Annotated in this window: 14 protein-coding genes; 1 reads left to right on the forward strand and 13 read right to left on the reverse strand. The window is 72.2% G+C overall.

Annotated elements, in window-relative coordinates:
- Positions 1-74 precede the first annotated feature (74 nt).
- From IE124_RS15770 to IE124_RS15820, 11 genes are all read right to left on the reverse strand, one after another.
- A complete protein-coding gene (locus IE124_RS15770; RefSeq protein ID WP_055642639.1) occupies positions 75-488 on the reverse strand; it encodes a DUF3151 domain-containing protein in 414 nt (137 codons plus the stop codon).
- A 329-nt stretch (positions 489-817) separates the two neighbouring features.
- Complete coding sequence (locus IE124_RS15775) at positions 818-2,269, reverse strand: MFS transporter (RefSeq protein WP_189508385.1); 1,452 nt, start codon at positions 2,267-2,269, stop codon at positions 818-820.
- Positions 2,270-2,341: 72 nt separating this feature from the next.
- On the reverse strand, positions 2,342-3,502 hold the full coding sequence (locus tag IE124_RS15780; protein WP_189508386.1) for a MalY/PatB family protein: 1,161 nt from the start codon (positions 3,500-3,502) through the stop codon (positions 2,342-2,344).
- Between the two features lie 78 nt (positions 3,503-3,580).
- On the reverse strand, positions 3,581-4,603 hold the full coding sequence (fbaA, locus tag IE124_RS15785; protein ID WP_189508387.1) for a class II fructose-bisphosphate aldolase: 1,023 nt from the start codon (positions 4,601-4,603) through the stop codon (positions 3,581-3,583).
- Between the two features lie 220 nt (positions 4,604-4,823).
- Positions 4,824-5,363, reverse strand: coding sequence for an orotate phosphoribosyltransferase (pyrE, locus tag IE124_RS15790; RefSeq protein WP_150268609.1), 540 nt, complete (start codon positions 5,361-5,363; stop codon positions 4,824-4,826).
- Positions 5,364-5,398: 35 nt separating this feature from the next.
- On the reverse strand, positions 5,399-6,184 hold the full coding sequence (locus IE124_RS15795; RefSeq protein ID WP_189508532.1) for an aldose epimerase family protein: 786 nt from the start codon (positions 6,182-6,184) through the stop codon (positions 5,399-5,401).
- 35 nt (positions 6,185-6,219) lie between these two features.
- Complete coding sequence (locus IE124_RS15800; RefSeq protein WP_189508388.1) at positions 6,220-7,266, reverse strand: SRPBCC family protein; 1,047 nt, start codon at positions 7,264-7,266, stop codon at positions 6,220-6,222.
- Between the two features lie 87 nt (positions 7,267-7,353).
- Positions 7,354-9,213, reverse strand: a complete 1,860-nt coding sequence (locus IE124_RS15805; RefSeq protein ID WP_370468769.1) for a spermidine synthase — start codon at positions 9,211-9,213, stop codon at positions 7,354-7,356.
- 75 nt (positions 9,214-9,288) lie between these two features.
- A complete protein-coding gene (locus tag IE124_RS15810) occupies positions 9,289-9,807 on the reverse strand; it encodes a DUF2617 family protein (protein WP_055642633.1) in 519 nt (172 codons plus the stop codon).
- 278 nt (positions 9,808-10,085) lie between these two features.
- Positions 10,086-10,295 (reverse strand): hypothetical protein, encoded by a 210-nt coding sequence (locus tag IE124_RS15815; protein ID WP_189508390.1) that lies wholly within the window; start codon positions 10,293-10,295, stop codon positions 10,086-10,088.
- Positions 10,296-10,346: 51 nt separating this feature from the next.
- Positions 10,347-10,535 carry a hypothetical protein gene (locus IE124_RS15820; protein WP_189508391.1) on the reverse strand — a complete coding sequence of 63 codons (189 nt, stop codon included), beginning with the start codon at positions 10,533-10,535 and terminating at the stop codon, positions 10,347-10,349.
- Positions 10,536-10,725: 190 nt separating this feature from the next.
- Here IE124_RS15820 and IE124_RS15825 point away from each other — a divergent pair, with 190 nt between their 5' ends.
- Positions 10,726-11,904, forward strand: a complete 1,179-nt coding sequence (locus IE124_RS15825) for a pyridoxal phosphate-dependent aminotransferase (RefSeq protein ID WP_189508392.1) — start codon at positions 10,726-10,728, stop codon at positions 11,902-11,904.
- An 89-nt stretch (positions 11,905-11,993) separates the two neighbouring features.
- On the opposite strand, the gene IE124_RS15830 is transcribed toward IE124_RS15825, so the two are convergent.
- The gene (locus IE124_RS15830; protein WP_055646184.1) at positions 11,994-12,527 is read right to left on the reverse strand and encodes a type III secretion system chaperone family protein; all 534 of its coding nucleotides are present in this window, start codon (positions 12,525-12,527) and stop codon (positions 11,994-11,996) included.
- A 106-nt stretch (positions 12,528-12,633) separates the two neighbouring features.
- A complete protein-coding gene (gene clpB / locus IE124_RS15835) occupies positions 12,634-15,225 on the reverse strand; it encodes an ATP-dependent chaperone ClpB (RefSeq protein WP_189508393.1) in 2,592 nt (863 codons plus the stop codon).
- Positions 15,226-15,308 lie beyond the last annotated feature (83 nt).

Below are 15,308 nucleotides of genomic sequence, written 5' to 3' on the forward strand. Positions count from 1 at the left end.
AGGTCGCTCGGAGAGCCGAAACGAAGGCCTTCCGGAAAGCCTTCCGGAAGGCCTTCGGAGGGGCGTCCGGAGAATCAGCCGAGCGTCTCCGCCGCGGTCTCCGAGGAGTCCCGCAGGAAGGTCGTGCAGCGCTCGAACTCCTCCTTCTCGCCGATCGCGCCGGCCGCCCGGGCGAGGGCGTGCAGAGCGCGCAGGAAGCCGCGGTTCGGCTCGTGCTCCCACGGCACCGGGCCGTGGCCCTTCCAGCCGCTGCGGCGCAGGGCGTCCAGGCCGCGGTGGTAGCCGGTACGGGCGTAGGCGTACGACTCGACGACCCGGCCGCCCTCGAAGGCGTCGTCGGCGAGCTGGGCCCAGGCGAGCGAGGAGGTCGGGTACTGCGCGGCGACCTCGGCCGGCGCCGTGCCGTTCGCGAGCAGCTCGCGCGGACCCGGGTCGTCGGGCAGGTGGGTGGGGGCCGGTCCCCCCAGGAGGTTCTCGTGGATGGCCATGGCCACAGCCTAGGGGGTGTCTTGTCGATCAGGCCGGATCAGGGAGCGGCGTCCGGTGCGGTGCATCGCAAGGCGCCGGAGCGACTTGATAGCGGAGCTATTCAGGCGTTTCGGCAACGCGGCGAGGTGCCGTGCCGGACGCCGCGAGCCCGGCCTGATCGGCAAGACACCCCCTAGGGGGTGCCCGGCTCCAGGCTCTCGGCCCGAGCGGGCAAGACGGCCGGACCGCCCGGCCTGACGGGCGGCGAGGCCTGACGGGCGGCGCGCCAGGCCGGCGGCCGGCGGCTCGCCAGGCGGGCTGCGCGCCAGGCGGGCCGGGCCGCTCAAGCTCAGGCGCTCTTGGCCCCCGGGTCCAGGGGTGGGGACGTCACCCCGCAGTGGACGCGGCACTCCGGGTGGCAGCGGGGGCGCTCGGCCGGGGTGCGCATCGTCGTCCAGGCGAGTACCGCCCCGGCCACCAGGAGCCCCGCGCACATCGGCATCGCACGCCGAAAGGTCTCGTCGAACTCCTCCGCCGAGCGGTACGCCTCCGGGCCCATCCCGGCGAGCAGCGGCAGCGCGGCCACCGCGAGCAGCCCGGCCGCCCGCGCCGCCGCGTTGTTGATCCCGCTCGCCAGGCCCGCCCTGGCCACGTCCACCGAGGCCAGGACGGTCGCGGTCAGCGGTGCGACCAGGGCCGTCATGCCGAGGCCGAGCACCAGCAGGGCCGGCAGCACGTCCCGTACGTACGAGGCGTCCTCCCCGACCCGCAGCATCAGCAGCATCCCCGCGGCGCACAGCAGCGGCCCCACCGTGAGCGGGATCCGGGGCCCGATCCGCTCCCCCAGCTCCCCGGACTTCGCCGACAGCAGCAGCATGAGCACGGTCGTCGGCAGCAGGGCCGTACCGGCGCCGAGCGCCGAGTAGCCGGAGACCACCTGGAGCTGGAGCGCGGCCAGGAAGAAGAACCCGCCGAAGGCCGCGTACACGCACAGGGTGACCAGGTTGACCGCCGTGAACAGCCGGGACGCGAAGATCGACGGTGGTGTCATCGCGCGCTCGCCGCGCCGCCGCTCCACCACCACGAACCCCGCCCCGAGCACCAGCCCGGCCACCCCCGCCCACCAGGCCGCGCCGATCAGCGCGTACGTCACAAGGCCGAGCGCCGCCGCGCCCAGGAACGCGCCGAGCACGTCGAAGCGGCCGTGCGCGGTCTCGTCCCGCGACTCGGGCACATGGCGCAGTGCCACGGGCACGCAGACGGCGGCGAGCGGCACGTTCAGCAGGAACACCCACCGCCATCCGGGCCCGTCCACCAGCCAGCCGCCCACGAACGGCCCGATCGCCGCGCCCACGCCGCCGAAGCCGGACCACAGGCCGACCGCCCTGGCCCGGTCGTCCTCGTGGAAGCCGGCCTGGATCAGCGCGAGCGAGCCGGGGGTGAGCAGCGCCCCACCCACGCCCTGGAGCGCGCGGGCCGCGATCAGGACCCCGGTGTTCGGCGCGAGCCCGCACAGCAGCGAGGAGAGCGCGAACCACACCACCCCGATCACGAAGACCCGGCGCCTGCCGTACCGGTCGCCGAGCGCCCCGCCGAGCAGGATCAGCCCGGCGAGGGTCAGCATGTAGGCGTTGACGGTCCACTGGAGCGCGCCGAGGTCGGCGTCCAGGTCCTCGCCGATGTGCGGGAGGGCGACGTTGACGACGGTGGAGTCGAGCAGCGCCATGCCGGAGCCGAGGACAGTGGTGAAGAGGATCCACCGGCCGGTTCTCGAGGCCATCCGCACGTCCCGGTCACCCATGCCTGCATGGTCCCGCGAAGCCACCGGTGCCGCTCGCCGACGCCCTCGCCGGGCGGACTCCGGCCGGCGCCGTCAGCTCGTCCGCAGCCGGGTCGCCGCCCTGATCAGCGCGTCCACGCCCCGCTCGGCCTTCTTCCGCGGGCAGCCCACGTTCAGCCGGACGAAGCCGGGCGTCCCGTACACCCCGCCGGGCATGATCGCGACCTTCTCCACGGACACCAGTTCCTCCTGGAGCCGACTCTCCTCGATCCCGAGCGGACGCAGGTCGATCCAGGCCAGGTAGCCGGCCTGCGGGGGCTCCCAGACGACGCCGGGCAGCCCCGTGGCCAGCCGCTCCCGGAGCAGTTCCATCGTGCCCGCGACATAGCCGCGCAGCTCGTCCAGCCACGGCGCGCCCTGCCGGTACGCGGCGATGTGGGCGGTCAGCGAGAGGACGGCGGGCGAGGCGAGGCCCTCGCCGGTCTCCATGCGCCGGACGAACTCCGTGCGCGCGTCCGGGTCGCCGACGATCCCGTACGAGCCGGAGAGCGCGGGAAAGTTGAAGGCCTTCGTGCCGGAGGTGACGAGCGCCCAGCGGCGGCCCCGGCCCGGCTCGGCGACCCGGGTCCACGGGACGTGCCGGTGCGCGTCGGTGGTGAGGTCGGCGTGGATCTCGTCGCTGACGACGGCCGCTCCGTGCCGTTCGGCCAGCTCGGCGAAGGTGGCGAGCTCCTCTTCCGTCCACACCCGGCCCGTCGGGTTGTGCGGGGAGCAGAGCAGCAGCATCCGGCTGTCGGGGCGGGCGAGCTCCCGCTCCAGGGCGTCGAGGTCCCCGAGCGGCGCGCCCCGCAGCTCGCGCCCGAGCCCGGTGACCGCCTTGCGGAAGCCGTCGTAGGTGGGGGTGTGGACGACGACGCCGTCGCCGGGCTCCGTCCACATCCGCAGGAGCTGCGAGAGCTGGTTGAGCACGGACGGCGCGTACACCAGCGCGTCCGGGTCGATCTCGGTCGCGTACCGGCTCGCGTACCAGTGGCGGATCGCGTCGCGGAACTCCCCGAGCCGCCAGTCCGTGTAGCCGAAGACGCCGTGGTCGACGCGGTCGCGCAGGGCGGCGAGGACCTCCGGCGGGGAGGCGAAGTCCATGTCGGAGATGGTGAACGGCAGCAGATCGGGCACGCCGAAGCGGTCCGCGATGCCGTCCCACTGGACCGACCAGGTCCCGTGCCGGTCTATCTCCCGATCGAAGTCGTACATCGTGCCCTCCCCTGGGAAGTGTCCTGGACGCACGAGGGCCCGGCACCTCGGGAGGTACCGGGCCCGTCGCTCACCGCTTTACTTCAGCTTCGTGCCGGTCGAGCGCAGCGCCGCGCACGCCTCGGTCACGCGGACGGCCATGCCGGCCTCGGCCAGCTTGCCCCAGGTGCGCGGGTCGTAGGTGGACTTCTTGCCGACCTCGCCGTCGACCTTCAGGACACCGTCGTAGTTGCGGAACATGTGGTCCGCGACCGGACGGGTGAAGGCGTACTGGGTGTCGGTGTCGAGGTTCATCTTCACGACGCCGTTCTCCAGCGCGGTGGCGATCTCCTCGGCGGTCGAGCCCGAGCCGCCGTGGAAGACGAAGTCGAACGGGTTGACCTTGCCGAACTTCTCGGCGACGCCCGCCTGGAGGTCCTTGAGGAGCTCGGGGCGGAGCACGACGTTGCCCGGCTTGTAGACGCCGTGGACGTTGCCGAAGGAAGCGGCCAGCAGGTAGCGGCCCTTCTCGCCCAGGCCGAGGGCCTCGGCGGTGCGGATGGCGTCGTCGACGGTGGTGTACAGCTCGTCGTTGATCTCGTGGGTGACGCCGTCCTCCTCGCCGCCGGTCGGGGTGATCTCGACCTCGAGGATGATCTTGGCGGCGGCGGCCTTCGCCAGCAGCTCCTGGCCGATGGCCAGGTTGTCGGCGAGGGTCTCGGCGGAGCCGTCCCACATGTGCGACTGGAACAGCGGGTTCTCGCCACGGGCGACGCGCTCGGCGGAGATGTCGAGCAGCGGACGGACATAGCCGTCCAGCTTGTCCTTCGGGCAGTGGTCGGTGTGGAGAGCGACCGTGATGTCGTACTTCGCGGCGACGATGTGCGCGAACTCGGCCAGGGCAACGGCGCCCGTGACCATGTCCTTGTTGTACTGACCGCCCAGGAACTCGGCTCCGCCGGTCGAGATCTGGATGATGCCGTCGCTCTCGGCCTCCGCGAAGCCTCGCAGCGCCGCGTGCAGAGTCTGGGTCGAGGTCACATTGATGGCCGGGTAGGCGAACTTGCCTGCCTTCGCCCGGTCGAGCATCTCGTTGTAGACCTCGGGGGTTGCGATGGGCATTCGTCCGCTCCTTGTGATGTGCGGGGTGTGTGCGTTGCTGTCCCTGACCTGGGGGCGACGTCATCGTCGCCCCCATCCTTTCAGACTCTCGTCCTGGCTCCCACGGGCGCGGCACACCAAAGGCGGGGTGTTTCACGTGAAACACCCCGCCCCTGAAGGAAAGCACAGGTCAGGACCGGTATCGCCGGGGTCCCGGACCTAAGTCACGACTTCGCGGCGGTTACGCCAGGTCCAGATCCGTGAGCTGGTAGCCCGTGAGGTACGGCAGACCCGCCTCGGCGATCGCGCCGGCCGCGCCCCGGTCCACGATCGTGGCCACGGCCACGACCTCGCCGCCCGCCTCGCGGACGGCCTCGACGGCGGTCAGCGGGGAGCCGCCGGTGGTCGAGGTGTCCTCGACCACGAGGCAGCGGCGGCCCTTCACATCCGTCCCCTCGATACGGCGCTGCATGCCGTGCGCCTTCTGCGCCTTGCGCACGACGAAGGCGTCGAGGCGCTGTCCGCGCGCGGCGGAGGCGTGCAGCATCGAGGTGGCGACCGGGTCCGCGCCGAGCGTCAGACCGCCGACACAGTCGAAGTCCAGCTCGGCGGTGAGGTCGAGCATGACCTGACCGACCAGCGGCGCGGCCTCGCCGTCCAGCGTGATGCGGCGCAGGTCGATGTAGTAGTCGGCTTCCAGACCCGAGGAGAGGGTCACCTTGCCGTGCACCACGGCCTTGTCCTTGATCTGCTGGAGCAGGTCAGCGCGTACGTCAGTCATGGTCAGCAGCTTAAGGGGCCTCCCCGCGCGATCGCTTACAGCCGTCGCCAGCTCCAGACGCTCTCGACCTCCAGGGGGTCGATCGGGGTCACGTACCGCGGGTGGGTGTTGAGTCCGTTCGGCGGGCCGGACTGCGGCTCGACGCAGACCGCCTCGGCCGGCTCGTCGTAGATCACGACCCACTCGGCGCGGCTGCCGACCTTCAGCTCCAGCTCCTCCGGCCAGGTGAGGGTGACGTCGACGCCGCCGGGCATCCCGAAGCAGTCGTCCCAGGGGCCGGGGAGGGGGTCGATCCGGCGGCCGGTGGGGAGGTGGTTCTCGCCGCGCTCCTCCTGCCAGCCGGGGGTGAAGTCGAGCTCCACGTCCCGGCCGCCGTTGCCGAGGTTGCGCAGGAACCAGGGGTGCCAGCCGGCCTGTGCCGGGAAGGAGGCGTCGTAGGTCTCGACCCCGAAGCGGAGGGTCAGGGAGTCCTCGGCCAGCTCGAAGACCTGGGTCACCCTGCCCTTGTAGGGCCACGGGTCCCCGAGCTCGCAGGTGAAGACCGCCTCCGTCCCGGAGACGCGGGCGGTGTTCCAGGCGAGGTCGCGGACGGTGCCGTGGATGGCGTGCGGGGGCGCGTTGACCGGCAGCTGATGCGTGGTCGCCCCGTCGCGGAAGCGGCCGTTCTCGGTCCGCCCGCACCAGGGCACCATCGGGAAGCTTCCGAACCGCTCGCCCTGGCGCAGCACTTCGGTGCCGCCGATGCGCAGGCTCTCGATCCGGCAGCCGTGCTCGGGGCTGATGGTCAACTCGGCGTCGCCCGCCGTCAGTCGCGTCTGCATCGTCACAGCCCGACCCTAGCCCCGAGTGGACCGTTTCAACGACGGCGGCGCAGGGCCCTTCCGACGACGACCGCGGAGGCGATGGCGAGCGCGGCGGCGGGGGCGATCCAGCGCAGGGTCGCGGTCGCGCCGGCGGCCTCGGGCGCGGGGACGGGGGCGTACCGGCCGCGCGGCGGAGCGTGGTCGACCTCCTCGGCGCTGCGCCCGATCATGGTCCGCCGTGCGTGGGCGGCCTCGACGGGGGGCTGCGGGGCGGGGAACTCGAGGGGGGTGACGCCGAAGTCCTGGTCGAGGAGGGGGTCGAGGGAGGGGGGCGGGCCGGGAGCGTCGGCGGCGGAGGAGCGCGCGGGCTCCTCGACCCCGTCGTCCACACCGTCGTGATCGGAGTCGGAGTCGGAGTCGGGGTCCGAGTCGGAGCCCGCGTCCGCGTCGGAGTCGGAGTCGGCGTCCGAGTCGGAGTCGGCTTCGGCGTCGGCGTCGGCGTCGGCGTCGGCGTCGGCGTCGGCGTCGGCGTCGGCGTCGGCGTCGGCGGAGAAGTTCGCGGCTGCGCCCGGGGCGGCTTCGGCGGAGGAGTGCGCGTCGGCGTCGGAGTCGCCGCCCTCGGGGTCCGCCGCACGGGCCGTGCCCCCGGCCTTCGTCCGCTCCCCCGGCTTCTCCTCCGCGAGCGCGGCCAGCGCCTCCACGAACTTGTCGAGCAGTCTGGCGCCGGCCGTGGCCCGCGCCTCGTCCGTCGCCTCGGCGAGCCGGCCGGCCGCCGTCAGAGCGCCGGTGAAGCTGAGGCTCGTCCCCTCGTCCACAGGGGTGAGGACGACGGTCAGGGACAGCTCGGCCGTGCCCTTGCCCCGGGCCTCGGCCCCCTGCCCCTCGTAGGTGATGGCGCCGTCCCGCTCGACGACCCTCAGGGCGCCCCGGTAGGTGATGGTGTGGCCGCCGACCCGGATCTTGAGCCGGCCCGCGAGGGGGCCCGCCTCCGCGTCGGCGTCCCGCTGGAGGCCGGGCACGCAGCGCACCACCCGGGCCGGGTCCGTGAGCGTCGCGCGCAGGGCCTCGGCCGGGACCGGAACGAACACCTCATGCTCCATGGAAGCCGAGCCTACTCAGGCCGGGGCGCGGCGTCGCCTCTTTGCGCCGGGGCCCGCGCGCCCCCGGGAGAGCGTCTCCGCCGTCCCTCAGTCGCCGTACCTCGGGTGGACGAGGGTCGAGGGTGGCAGCTCGGGGCCTCTGGCCCGCTCGGCGCGGCGCGCGGCGGCCGCCAGGGTGTCCGGGCCGAGGGAGCGCAGCCGGGGCGCGTCGGGAGCGAGGCCGAGGGCGGGCGGCCGGGCGCCCGGGACCGCGAGGAGGAAGCCCCAGTCCCCCGGCCCCTGCTCCGTACCGCCCGTGCGGTCGGCGCGGTCGGGGCCCGCCGCGAAACCGGGGGCACGGCCGCTCGCGCTGTACGGGCGGGTGCCGAATCCGGCGGCACGCAGGGTGGCGTCCACCGTCCAGTAGGTGTGGGCCCGGTCGGTGACCGAGCCGGCGTGGACGGCGAACCGCCCCGAGGGGGTGAGGACGCGGGCCACGAGTCCGTGGAACTCCTGCGAGTAGAGCTTGGTGCTGGGGGTGATGCCCGGGTCCGGGAGGTCGGAGATCACCACGTCGTACCGTTCCTGCACACGATCGGCGGTGCCCCGGAGCCAGTTGAAGGCGTCCGCGTAGACCACCCGGACGCGGGCGTCCCGGAACGCCTGCGCGTTGAGCGTGGCGAGGGCCGGATCGGTGCGGGCGAGGCGGACGACGCCGGGGTCGAGCTCGACGACGGTGACGGAGGAGACGCCGGGGTAGCGCAGTACCTCGCGGGCGGCGAGCCCGTCGCCGCCGCCGACGATCAGCACGCGCACGTGCGGGCCGTTCATCGCGGGGTGGACGAGCGCCTCGTGGTAGCGGTACTCGTCCTGTCCCGCCACCCGCAGCCGGCCGTCGAGGAACAGGTCGGGCGGCCCCTCGCGGCCTCCCGTCACCACGACCTCCTGGAGCTCGGTGTGGACGGCGACCCGCACCTGCTCCCCGTACACGGCCCGGCGCGCGGCCTCCTCGAAGTCGTCGACGAGCACGGTCGCCGTGGCCAGGACGGCCAGGACCGACATGTTCACCGCGATCAGCAGGGCGCGGGAGCGGGAGGTCAGGTCGCGGCGGAACACCCACAGCACGAGCCCGCCGCCCGCGATCACGTTGACCGCGCCGGTGACGAGCGCGCCGGTGAGCTGACCGAGCCAGGGCAGCAGCAGGAAGGGGAAGGCGAGGCCGCCGACGAGCGCGCCGACGTAGTCGGCGGCGAAGAGGTCGGCGACCGTCCCCGCGGCATCGTCCTGCTCGGCGGCGGCCGGCGCCTGCCGCCTCGCCCGCTTCGCCGCCCCCACCCCGACTCCCGCCCCGACACCGACACCGGATCCGGAACCGGTGCCTGACGCGGGCGCGGATCCGGCCCCGGCCCCGGCCCGGGATCCGGATCCTGTCCCCGCTCCCCCGGCCCGCTGTATGAGGGACATGAGGAGCGGGATCTCCGCGCCGATGAGCACGCCGATGGCGAGCGAGAACGCCACGACGACGTACCGCGACTCGCCCAGCCAGGCGAAGGCCGCGTACAGCGCGAGGGCCGAGCAGCCGCCGATGAGCGCGAGCCCGGCCTCGACCATGCCGAAGCCCACGGCGGCGCGGCAGCGCAGGCGCTTGGCGAGGAGGGAGCCCACGCCCATCGCGAAGACCATCACGGAGAGCACGACGGAGGCCTGGGTGACCGAGTCGCCGATCAGATAGGAGGCGAGGGCGACCAGTTCGAGTTCGTACACCAGCCCGCAGGCGGCGCAGACGAAGACCACGGCGAGGACCGGGAACCGCACCCCGTCGGCCGACCGCGGCGACCTCGGCGGCCGGGACGACCGGCGCGACCTGGGCGGTCTGGACGGCCTGGACGGTCTGAGCGGCCGCCCGCGCCGCCGCACGGGCGGTTGTCGCACCCTGGTGGGTGGCATGGTCACGGTCGGCTCGATCATGAACGTAACGCTACGTCACGACTTACACACTCTTTGTCACCCACACGAGTGCATCTGGAGCTCTGAAGGGGCGTATCAGAGTGTTGCAGGCATACGTGCGCCGATGCGGGTCCTGGTCACCACGAGCTGCCCTTCCTGCGGGTAGGCGTGCCAGGTGCGCCAGCGCACCTGGCCCTCGTGGCGCTGCGCCAGCATCGCCGTGAAGGCGTGCGGGGAGCCGGGGAAGGTCCCCGCGAGGCCGTTGGGGTGGTCGGCGACGAGCGCGAGCAGCTCCTGCGCGCGGCCCGCGAAGGAGCCGTGCGAGAGCGTCTCGACGCGCGCCGCGAATTCGTACTCCCATTCGCCGACGCGCTTGGAGACGCCGAGCGGGAGGGGGGTGCTGCTGCCGGGCATGCAGGCGACGGTCTCCGAGCAGCTGCGCCCCTCCTCCTCCAGGAGTACCTGATGGGAGGCGCCGAGCAGTCTCAACTGGAGTCTGGCGCCGGAGAGTTCGAGGTCGAGTACGGCGAGGGCGGGCAGCGGCTCGCGCCCCAGGGCCCAGGCCAGATCGGCCGCACGGGTATCGGTGTAGGAGGTCTTCAGGGTGGTGAGCATGGGTCGGCTCCGCAAACACGGTTTGACGGGTGGGCCGGGGGCGCCCCGGAGAGGGTCCAACGGGAGTGGGGATCGCCGGCTCGGTTCCACACACGGTCCGAGGGCTGTCGTTGTCAGGAGCGAGAGAACCACGGACGCCGGGCGACTCGCAGCGTTTTTACCCAACTTGCCGTGGTTTCCAACCCCTTCGGGGACCCCACAGTTCAATTGTTCAATCAGAATCGATCGACAAGATCCGCCGAAATGCCAACGTCACGTGCCTCCGGGGCCGTTACGTATCAGCTGCCGCCGCAGCCGCCGCCTCCACAGCTGGACCCGCAGGAACTCGAGCCCCCTCCGCAGCCACCGGAGCCGCTGCCGCCACCGTCGGCCCAGCTGCGCCCCTTCTTCCGGCCGCCCCGCCGGCTGCCGGAGCCGGTGGCGTTGCGGACGGTGGAGATCAGGCCGATGAGGACGACCGCCCCCACGAAGATGATGAAGAGTTCCATCAGTACTACCCCCGTTCTTCTGTGCGAGGGAGATGCCCCCTGGGGCCTCCCTCAAAGACGACTTGAGCGATTCCAGAGCTTCAGCTGCACGAGGAGGAGGAGCTGGAGCAGGAGGAGGACGAGCACGAGGAGCTCGAGCACGACGAGCTGGAGCTGGAGCAGGAGGACGACGACGAGGACGACGAGGACGACGAACAGGAGGACGAAGAAGATCCGTCCGAGGAGGACGATCCGGCCCACCAGCTGTCGGAACCGCCGGAGCGGCTACCGGAGCGCACCGTGCCGCGCAGGGACAGCGCGACGACCCACACCACGATCGCGATCACGGCCGCGATCCCGAGGATGAAGAATGCGATGTTCATGCCAGGGCGATCCCCCCGGCGAACCGTCGCCAAAGCGCACTTGAGCAAGTCCAGAGCTTCCCCCCAGGATGGCGGTCATGACACGACCGCTGCTCAACCGCCGGCTCGCCGAATTCGGGACGACGATCTTCGCCGAGATGTCCGCGCTGGCCGCCAGGACCGGGTCGATCAACCTCGGTCAGGGCTTTCCCGACACCGACGGCCCCGAGGAGATCCGCGAGGCCGCGGTCCGCGCGCTGCGCGACGGCCGCGGCAACCAGTACCCGCCCGGCCCCGGCATCCCCGAGCTCCGCCAGGCCGTCGCCGACCATCAGCGGGAGTGGTACGGCCTCACCTACGACCCCGACGCGGAGGTGCTGGTCACCGCCGGCGCGACCGAGGCGATCGCGGCGGCCCTGCTCGCGCTCGTCGAGCCGGGCGACGAGGTGATCGCCCTGGAGCCGTACTACGACTCGTACGCGGCCTGCGTCGCGATGGCAGGCGGCACCCGCGTCCCCGTCACGCTCCGCCCGCACGAGGGCGCCTACGTCCTCGACCTGGACGAACTGCGGGCCGCCGTCACCGACCGGACCCGGCTGATCCTGCTCAACACCCCGCACAACCCCACCGGCACCGTCCTCACCCGGGGCGAGCTGACCGCCGTGGCCGAGCTGGCGATCGAGCGGGACCTGCTCGTCGTCACCGACGAGGTGTACGAGCACCTGGTGTTCGACGACGCCGAGCACGTGCCCCTCGCGAGCCTCCCCGGCATGCGGGAGCGCACGGTCACCATCGGCTCGGCCGGCAAGACGTTCTCGTTCACCGGCTGGAAGGTCGGCTGGATCACCGCGAGCCCCGAGCTCGTCTCCGCCGTCCGCTCGGCCAAGCAGTTCCTCACGTACGTCTCCGCCGGCCCCTTCCAGTACGCGGTCGCCGAGGCGCTCCGCCTCCCGGCCTCGTACTTCGACACCCTCCGCGCGGAGCTCTCCGCCAAGCGGGACCTGCTGAGCGAGGGCCTCGCGCAGGCGGGCTTCGAGGTCTACCGCCCGGCGGGCACCTACTTCGTCACGACCGACATCCGCCCGCTCGGCGCCGAGGACGGCTTCGCCTTCTGCCGTTCGCTCCCCGAGCGCGCCGGGGTCGTCGCCATCCCGAACGCCGTCTTCTACGACCACCGCGAGGCCGGCGCGCCCTTCGTCCGCTTCGCCTTCTGCAAGAAGACCGAGGTTCTCGAGGAGGCGGTCTCCCGCCTCAAGCAGCTCGCCTGAGGCCTGCGGGGACGCACGAGAGCCCGGACCCCCTCGGAAGGGGAGCCGGGCTCTCGTGGCCGTGTGGCGGGGCTGGGCGGCGGGGAGGCTCAGGCCTCCTCGTCGCCGGCCTTCTGCTCGGGGGTCTCCAGGCCGAACTGCTCCACGACCCACTTGTCGAACTCGATGGAGGCGCGGACCCAGCTGACCGTGGAGGACACGAAGTGCTCCAGGGCGACGCCGGTGCCGATCAGCATCTGCGCCTCACCGATGAGACGGAGGGTGGCGGAGCCGTCCTCCTCCTCGTGCAGGTGGGTGTAGACCTTGGGCCACAGGGTGCGGCGGTTCCAGTCGTCGATCGCGTCGAGGACCTTGGCGCGGTCGTCGGCCGAGTGCGGGCGGTCGTAGAACGTCCGGACCGAGAAGACCTGCTGCTCGTCCTCGCCGCGGAACATGAAGTACGTGCGGAATTCCTCCCACGGCGCCGCGAGGTCACCCTCGTCGTCGACGACGTACTTCAGCTCCATCTGCTCGAGCAGCTGCTTGACGAGGTCCTGGTCGGGGACGACGGGGCCCGCCGGTCCTGCGGCCTGAGGCTGGGGCTGGCCCCCGAAATTCGGAATCGAGGACGGGTCGATGCTCACCGTGAATTTCCCTTCGTACGGATGCTCGCCATCCTCCCCCATGTCGGGCGGTTCGGGGGAGCCCCACCAGCCGCGATCCGCTGCGGGCTGACAAGAACGTGCCCGTTCACCGCGCCGGGCCCACGATCAGACCGTCCTCGAACCGGTCCACGCGGACCGTGTCGCCGTCGACGACCTCGCCCGCGAGGATCTCCTTCGCGAGGCGGTCGCCGATCGCCGTCTGGATCAGGCGGCGCAGCGGCCGCGCGCCGTAGGCCGGGTCGTTGCCCTCCTCGGCGAGCCACTCCAGGGCCTCCGGGGTGACGTCCAGGGTGAGCCGCCGGTCGGCGAGCCGCTTGGCCAGGCGGTCGATCTGGAGCCGGGCGATCCGGCCCAGCTCGGCGCGGTCGAGCGCCGAGAAGACCACCAGGTCGTCGAGCCGGTTCAGGAACTCCGGCTTGAAGCTCGCCCTGACGACGTCCAGGACCTGCTGCTTCTTGACGTCCTGCGAGGTCAGCGGGTCGACGAGGTACTGACTGCCGAGGTTCGAGGTCAGGATCAGGATGGTGTTGCGGAAGTCCACCGTCCGGCCCTGCCCGTCGGTGAGCCGGCCGTCGTCCAGGACCTGGAGCAGGACGTCGAAGACCTCCGGGTGCGCCTTCTCCACCTCGTCGAGCAGGACCACGCTGTACGGGCGGCGGCGGACCGCCTCCGTGAGCTGGCCGCCCTCCTCGTAGCCGACGTAGCCGGGAGGCGCGCCGACCAGGCGGGCGACGGAGTGCTTCTCGCCGTACTCCGACATGTCGATGCGGATCATGGCCCGCTCGTCGTCGAAGAGGAAGTCCGCGAGTGCCTTCGCCAGCTCCGTCTTGCCGACGCCCGTGGGGCCGAGGAAGAGGAAGGAGCCGGTGGGGCGGTCCGGGTCGGCGATGCCAGCGCGTGTGCGGCGCACGGCGTCGGAGACGGCCTGCACGGCCTCGGACTGGCCGATCAGCCGTCGCCCGAGCTCGTCCTCCATGCGGAGCAGCTTCTGCGTCTCGCCCTCCAGGAGGCGGCCGGCGGGAATGCCGGTCCAGGCGCCCACGACGTCCGCGATGTCGTCGGGGCCGACCTCGTCCTTGACCATGGTGTCCTTGGACGTCTCCTGCTGGGCCTCGGCCTCGCTCGCCTCCGCCAGCTCCCGCTCCAGGGCCGGGATCTCCCCGTACAGCAGCTTGGAGGCGGCGTCGAAGTCGCCGTCGCGCTGGGCGCGCTCGGCGCGTCCCCGGGTCTCGTCGAGGCGCTCCTTGAGCTCGCCGACCCGGTTGAGGGACTGCTTCTCCTTCTCCCAGCGGGCGGTGAGGCCGCGGAGCTCCTCCTCGCGGTCGGCGAGGTCGCGCCGCAGCTTCTCCAGGCGCTGCCGGCTCGCCGGGTCCGTCTCGTTCTTGAGGGCCAGCTCCTCCATGCGGAGCCGGTCGACGGAGCGCTGGAGCTCGTCGATCTCGACGGGCGAGGAGTCGATCTCCATGCGGAGCCGCGAGGCGGCCTCGTCGACGAGGTCGATGGCCTTGTCGGGGAGGAAGCGGGAGGTGATGTACCGGTCGGAGAGGGTGGCCGCGGCGACCAGCGCGGAGTCGTTGATCTGCACCTTGTGGTGCGCCTCGTACCGGCCCTTGAGGCCGCGGAGGATCGCGATCGTGTCCTCGACGGTCGGCTCGGCGACCAGGACCTGCTGGAAGCGGCGCTCCAGGGCGGGGTCCTTCTCGATCCGCTCGCGGTACTCGTCGAGGGTGGTCGCGCCGACCATCCGCAGCTCGCCTCGGGCCAGCATGGGCTTGAGCATGTTGCCCGCGTCCATGGCGGAGTCGCCGCCGGCGCCCGCGCCGACGACCGTGTGCAGCTCGTCGATGAAGGTGATGATCTGGCCGTCGCTCGCCTTGATCTCGGAGAGGACGGTCTTCAGCCGCTCCTCGAACTCGCCGCGGTACTTCGCCCCGGCGACCATCGCGCCGAGGTCGAGCGAGACCAGCCGCTTGTTCTTCAGCGACTCCGGCACGTCGCCCTTGACGATCCGCTGGGCGAGCCCCTCGACGACGGCGGTCTTGCCGACGCCGGGCTCACCGATGAGGACCGGGTTGTTCTTGGTGCGGCGGGACAGCACCTGCACCACGCGCCTGATCTCGTGGTCGCGGCCGATGACCGGGTCCAGCTTGCCCTCGCGCGCGGCGGCCGTGAAGTCCGTGCCGAACTTCTCCAGCGCCTTGTACTGCCCTTCCGGGTCGGGTGTGGTCACCCGGCGTCCTCCCCTGCTCTTCTCGAAGGCGTCGAGCAGCTTCGCCGCGCTCGCACCCTGCCGGTCGAGGATCTCACCGGCCTGCCCGCCCTTGGCGGCGAGCCCGATGAGCAGGTGCTCGGTGGAGAGGAAGTCGTCGCCGAGTTCCTTGGCGCGCTTGTCGGCGTCCGCGATGACCGCGAGGAACTCGCGGTTGGGCTGCGGGGGCGCGACCGTGGACCCCGTGATGCTCGGCTGGGCGGCGATCAGCCGCTCCGCGCCGGAGCGCACGACCGCCTGGTCGGCCTCGACGGCGGCGAGCAGATCGGTGATGTTCTCGTTGTCCTGACCCGCCAAGAGGGCCAGGAGCAGGTGCGCGGCGGTGAGATCCGGGTTCCCCTCGGACACGGCGCGGCTCGTGGCCGCGTTGATCGCGTCCCGGCTCCGGTTGGTCAGTTCGACGTCCACGTGCGGTGTTCCTCCTTGATGCCTGCGGCTGCTGAGCCCACTCTTTCTCTATGACCCTTCCAACGTACACAAAGTTGAGTCCA

Origin of the sequence: Streptomyces narbonensis (assembly GCF_014649015.1) — a bacterium.
In the GTDB taxonomy this organism is placed as follows: Bacteria; Actinomycetota; Actinomycetes; order Streptomycetales; family Streptomycetaceae; genus Streptomyces; species Streptomyces narbonensis.

Coding starts and splice junctions, on each gene's coding strand:
- IE124_RS15805 (WP_370468769.1), bottom strand. CDS start 9,213: ATGATCGAGCCGACCGTGACCATGCCACCCACCAGGGTGCGACAACCG.
- fbaA (WP_189508387.1), bottom strand. CDS start 4,603: ATGCCCATCGCAACCCCCGAGGTCTACAACGAGATGCTCGACCGGGCG.
- IE124_RS15815 (WP_189508390.1), bottom strand. CDS start 10,295: ATGGAACTCTTCATCATCTTCGTGGGGGCGGTCGTCCTCATCGGCCTG.
- IE124_RS15770 (WP_055642639.1), bottom strand. CDS start 488: ATGGCCATCCACGAGAACCTCCTGGGGGGACCGGCCCCCACCCACCTG.
- IE124_RS15810 (WP_055642633.1), bottom strand. CDS start 9,807: ATGCTCACCACCCTGAAGACCTCCTACACCGATACCCGTGCGGCCGAT.
- IE124_RS15780 (WP_189508386.1), bottom strand. CDS start 3,502: ATGTACGACTTCGATCGGGAGATAGACCGGCACGGGACCTGGTCGGTC.
- IE124_RS15775 (WP_189508385.1), bottom strand. CDS start 2,269: ATGGGTGACCGGGACGTGCGGATGGCCTCGAGAACCGGCCGGTGGATC.
- pyrE (WP_150268609.1), bottom strand. CDS start 5,363: ATGACTGACGTACGCGCTGACCTGCTCCAGCAGATCAAGGACAAGGCC.
- IE124_RS15800 (WP_189508388.1), bottom strand. CDS start 7,266: ATGGAGCATGAGGTGTTCGTTCCGGTCCCGGCCGAGGCCCTGCGCGCG.
- IE124_RS15795 (WP_189508532.1), bottom strand. CDS start 6,184: ATGCAGACGCGACTGACGGCGGGCGACGCCGAGTTGACCATCAGCCCC.
- IE124_RS15825 (WP_189508392.1), top strand. CDS start 10,726: ATGGCGGTCATGACACGACCGCTGCTCAACCGCCGGCTCGCCGAATTC.